General features: G+C 35.2%; 7 protein-coding genes. 2 read left to right on the forward strand and 5 right to left on the reverse strand.

The features are described 5' to 3' along the window. Nucleotides 1–86: 86 nt before the first annotated feature. Nucleotides 87–236, reverse strand: coding sequence for a hypothetical protein (locus VNZ46_RS26910; protein ID WP_325564375.1), 150 nt, complete (start codon nucleotides 234–236; stop codon nucleotides 87–89). 453 nt (nucleotides 237–689) lie between these two features. Continuing rightward, the gene (locus VNZ46_RS26915) at nucleotides 690–1,154 is read right to left on the reverse strand and encodes a hypothetical protein (RefSeq protein WP_325564377.1); all 465 of its coding nucleotides are present in this window, start codon (nucleotides 1,152–1,154) and stop codon (nucleotides 690–692) included. Between the two features lie 109 nt (nucleotides 1,155–1,263). Here VNZ46_RS26915 and VNZ46_RS26920 point away from each other — a divergent pair, with 109 nt between their 5' ends. Further along, nucleotides 1,264–1,674 carry a hypothetical protein gene (locus VNZ46_RS26920; protein ID WP_325564379.1) on the forward strand — a complete coding sequence of 137 codons (411 nt, stop codon included), beginning with the start codon at nucleotides 1,264–1,266 and terminating at the stop codon, nucleotides 1,672–1,674. Nucleotides 1,675–2,201: 527 nt separating this feature from the next. Further along, nucleotides 2,202–3,020: a carbonic anhydrase family protein gene (locus VNZ46_RS26925; RefSeq protein WP_325564381.1), complete on the forward strand. Its 819-nt coding sequence runs from the start codon at nucleotides 2,202–2,204 to the stop codon at nucleotides 3,018–3,020. A 259-nt stretch (nucleotides 3,021–3,279) separates the two neighbouring features. Here VNZ46_RS26925 and VNZ46_RS26930 read toward each other — a convergent pair whose 3' ends face one another. Genes VNZ46_RS26930 through VNZ46_RS26940 form a run of 3 tightly spaced genes read right to left on the reverse strand, consistent with a single transcriptional unit; the run spans nucleotide 3,280 to nucleotide 4,544 of the window. Continuing rightward, a complete protein-coding gene (locus VNZ46_RS26930) occupies nucleotides 3,280–3,738 on the reverse strand; it encodes a MarR family winged helix-turn-helix transcriptional regulator (RefSeq protein ID WP_325564383.1) in 459 nt (152 codons plus the stop codon). Next, a complete protein-coding gene (locus VNZ46_RS26935) occupies nucleotides 3,731–4,171 on the reverse strand; it encodes an EVE domain-containing protein (RefSeq protein WP_325564385.1) in 441 nt (146 codons plus the stop codon). Before VNZ46_RS26935 ends, VNZ46_RS26930 begins: the two co-directional genes overlap by 8 nt. Beyond that, complete coding sequence (locus tag VNZ46_RS26940) at nucleotides 4,164–4,544, reverse strand: VOC family protein (RefSeq protein WP_325564387.1); 381 nt, start codon at nucleotides 4,542–4,544, stop codon at nucleotides 4,164–4,166. Before VNZ46_RS26940 ends, VNZ46_RS26935 begins: the two co-directional genes overlap by 8 nt. Between the last annotated feature and the right edge of the window lie 150 nt (nucleotides 4,545–4,694).

Raw genomic sequence — 4,694 nt, forward strand, 5'->3', positions numbered from 1 at the left:
GTTTAATTTCCCATTGCCCGGAAAATAAATAAAAAACCCACCACATAACGTGGTGGGCGAAGTTGCTCTTATGCAACTCATTTACCTTAATGACCGCATCCCATAGTACGCGGGCAACCTTTAGGACATTCCGTTTTTGGCGTTGCAGCTTTCTTTAACTGTTTGCCTTTACCGGCAAATGCGAAAGATGTTGACAACATAGAAATGGCTAAGATTGCAAAAAATATTTTTTTCATATTATATTTTTTGATCTTGAAATATGGTTTACCAAACGTGTAGGCTAGATTTCTTCCGGAGGATGCCAGAAATCACATATGCATGTGGCTAAGCGGTTATCGTTTTGGGGAATTATTTTTTCAGTCCAGTTAATAACTGCATGCGATTCAAGATTACTTTTCACAATTGTATAAAAGTTGTCTGCCGCGCAGGTCATAAAAGGATTGCACTTATTCGGATCACATTGACCGGGCTTATTTGGCGACTGTTTATGCTTATTACAGCTCATCTTCATACATTGTTTCTTTTCAACTGGTTTCAATGAACTGAACAATGGCTGAACTGTCAGGAAAGACAGAAGTAAAAAGAATATGAATGCCGATATTTTCACGTACCTAAAGATAATTCATTTTACTTAAAAGACGACCGGACCGTATATAAATGGAAAATACAAAAGAAAGCTTTTTTGACCATCAGTAAAAATTTCCATAGACACGCTTTTGCCTCCTTTTTAGAACGCACCGGAAATGTTGAGCCAGAAATAATACTGCAACAATGATATATATTTTGAGGGGAATTCCAAGAAAAAACATTATAAGCACAGCGATAAGAAATAAATAGACGAGTACACTTATTCTAAAATTAACAGTAAAATTTGAGGATAAAACATATTTTATCCCAATAGGAGCAAGAATTTTATTATACATTTCGGTGCTCGTGTTTCGATTAATTTCCGAGGCATCCATACCTTTAATTACTTGTAAATAGTCGAGCAGCGATATATAGACTTCTCTCTTTATTTCATTGGTTGGAAGTTCATCAAAATGAAAGATAAAATTTTCAACAGTTTGCAAATCAAGGTAACCTCTGCGATTTTTATCTCTTACTTCATCAATAATTTCTCGCAAAGCTGCTAAATCAAAAGAATTTTCATTCATTCATATTAGAATATATTCTCTAATGCAACAAGATAAATAGAAAAATGGGTTAAATGAAGTAAGGGTTTACACTTAGGCTAATTTGATAATATTAAATATATATTTGAGCATGAAATTATTTCTCATAGGTATAATATTTTGTTTTCAATCTTCAATTAGCTATTCCCAACAGGCTGATATCAGGGGTGTTTGGTATTTTGACAGGTTTGGTGGTCCTCATGGTGAAATATCGAAGGATTCCGAAATTGTAAAAGCTAATAAAATAAATAAGGGATTGATTATTACTTTCAAAGATGACAATAAGATGATTAGTAAGCCGCCAGGTGGAAATGCAAATAATAATTCGGTAGTTAATTACCAGGTATTTTATGACTGCAAAGAAGTCATTATAGACGGCGAAACCATAAAGATCATGTTACTAACTTCGGAAATTTTAGAGCTTTATCCTAAGGACGAAAGCAAACCGGCGCTCTTTCTAAAACGAAGTAAGGACGGTAAGACATCAATGTCAGCTCCTTAGGCCTGCATGAGTTTTAAGGGAGCTGTTTTTTGAACAGTTGTCCGTGTACGACTTTAAAGAAAGTGTACTTTTTGTTTACGCCGTACAGGCCGTATTCAATCCTGGTTAGGAGAAAACGCAGTTGAAATTAGTCACTGGTTTATCTTTATTTATTTTCAGACACGATAACATGCATTTTTGCATGGTCGATCTTTACAAGGTTTGAAAGCAAATGCAATTTAATTTTCTTGGAGCGCACCATTTAAACCGATTACCATGAAGAATTTAGCGCATAAAAACGGGGCGGGAAAAATGAGAAATATCGGGTATACATGAATATTTTATCAAAAAAAGGTCCATTAATCGCTGATTTTATACACTGAAAAGGTTTATAAGAAATTGAAAATCACATACTATTAGTGCGAATCAATTCTAAACTAATAAATTATAGGGATAGATACAATTTAGTATAACTTTATATATCGCATAAATTTGGTCATCGGCCTGATTGTAGGGACATTCAATAAATTCATATTAAATGGTAAAATATGAAATACCTACTTGTTGCCATAATTGGCCTTTCATTTTCATTTACATCCTGCACAAAAAGTAGTAGCAACTCCAATAACAACAATAATACGGGTCCACAAAATGTCGCGACAGATTCTTTCTATCAAAGCACGACAGGCCAAAGCCCAATTAATTTTGTAACTGCTCAAGCAATAAGTTACAAATTTGACAATGTAGTTACTCATTATGCGCCTTTTAATGGAACGGTAGTGTATAATGTCACCCATTTTGTGGCAGATCCAAACAATTCTCAAGATCCAACAGATCATTACGAATATGCATTAAGGGTGTTAACCGGTGATATGTCCAATTATATTACTGTAAATGATACTAATTATTACCTAAAAAATTTTCATTTTGTTTATCCGAGCTGCCACGAAATTGATGGAAATGGTGGTGCGATGGAGGTGATTCTGACTCATATTTCAGCAAGCGGAAATGCAACAAATATTGGTATTTTAATACAAAATGGGGCAGCTAACCCGGCTATTCAACCTGTCTTTGATGCTTCGCCCCTGAGTGGTGCCGACCCGAATGGAGCCATCAATCAATTCAATCCAGCGACATTATTGCCTGCAAACTTTTCCAGTTATTTTACCTATAGCGGTTCATATATTTTCCCCACCGCTCTATATCCGGTTATTCCTTATTATACTCCAGTAATATGGATAGTTCCCGTATCACCTATAACAATCTCTACACAACAGTTTACGCAGTATACTGGAATCTATATTTCGCCAAATAACCGGGTCATTCAGCCTATAAGTGGCAGAACAGTGTACTTGCATACACAATAAATTCAATTTTACTTGAAATCTTCGCGTTGTTAGTTTAAGACCTAAGGTGGATTTGTGTCTTGATAAATCGTTGCTATTTCATAATGAGGTAGTTAAATTACAAAGAATTTTAACTACCCTCCTGGTCCGATTTTAGGGGAGCTTACAAATAAGCCAGTTAGATCTTTGGGATTCGGATTACCCTTCCATTTTTTGAATTATTTACACCGGCAGGGCCAAAGAGATCGGCACATGCTTATGATGACGCATCTAATACCCTTTACTCGCTGTTCTTGTCAATAAGCCGCAGCATATTTCTATTGAACGAAGAAATTTTAGTGTCCAATGTGGCAAAAAAAGCTAAATCAGCATTTTCTACTTTAATAATTGCTTTTTGCAAAATAACTCCCCCGTTAGCTGTCAGTCGAATGGTTTTTGCTCTTGTGTCTGTTTCATGTTCTTGTCGTGATATAAAACCTTTTTCTTCCAACGTTCGTAATACTTTTGATACCATCATTCTATCGGCATTACTCTGGTTGGCAATGTCAATTTGTGTTACAGCCTTACTCTTCTTTGAAAGCCACCCTACTGCTGCCAACAAAACAAATTGCGTATGTGTCAAGTCTAATGGGTCTAAGACCTTTTTTTGTTTCCGCTGCCACAGCATTGTGAGTTGTCCAAGTAAATAACCTGGGCTATTGTTAGGGCTTTTAAAATGGAATTCAATATCTCTAGGCATAATGATGTTGAAGCATTTGTGATGAAATTAAATCGAAATCGTGTTGGCTAATTTCGAAGAAACCAAATCGAAATGGATAACCCCAGCTTTTCTTGTTTTTAATAAAATCCAAATCATCAATTAAAGGAAGAATGGGTGTGTCTTTACATTGCTCGAATTCAATATTTCGTCTTGAAGGACAAAAGTCTTCCGAAACCTGAAACTGATATATTTCATCATCTATTACCTTTCCTAATGCTGTAAATTCCTGACATTTAACGGGTTGCCCCATAGTTTGCTTCCCTGAATAATAGACAGCAAAATCGCCTTTTTTCATTCTTTTTAACGGCGAAGATTTTCCGTGGCAAACTTGCGCAATTCCTGCTGCAACAGCATTTTTCACGTGATCTTTTGATGCCACTATTATCCAATATTTTGTATCTCGATTATTCATTGTTGGTCGTTATAGTTTGTTCCAAAAATGTAATAATGTAACCGTCCGGGTCTTTCACCATTACTGTTTTGCCAAAAGGTGTATTGTTGATTTTTCCTAAAAGAGTTACTCCTTTCTCTGAAAGTTTACTTTGTAATTCTTCAATTTTATCATCAATAGCAAACCAAAGTGAAGCACCAACACCAAGTTCTTTACCGTCTAAATTTCCGATGGGTTTTCTTATTGCAAAACTTGCTTCATTTTTGTTGTACTTAAAAATACAGGCTTCCGGATTGGTCATTTCAGATAATTCAAATCCTAATTTGTCTGTGTAGAAAGCTTTTGATACCTCTAAATTTTTTACCTGAAGAGATGCAAAATCTAATTTTCTCATCTTATCTATATTTGTTGTCGCAAATATAGTATACGCGACAACATAATCCTAATCTTTTTTCATATTTTTTTATGCACACTTGAATCACCATGGTGGTGTCATTATTTGCTCAGAAAAAAGTCCAGGAGGCCTTTTTGTACCTGTTCTGTT

This window comes from Pedobacter sp. (assembly GCF_035566355.1).
GTDB lineage: Bacteria > Bacteroidota > Bacteroidia > Sphingobacteriales > Sphingobacteriaceae > Pedobacter.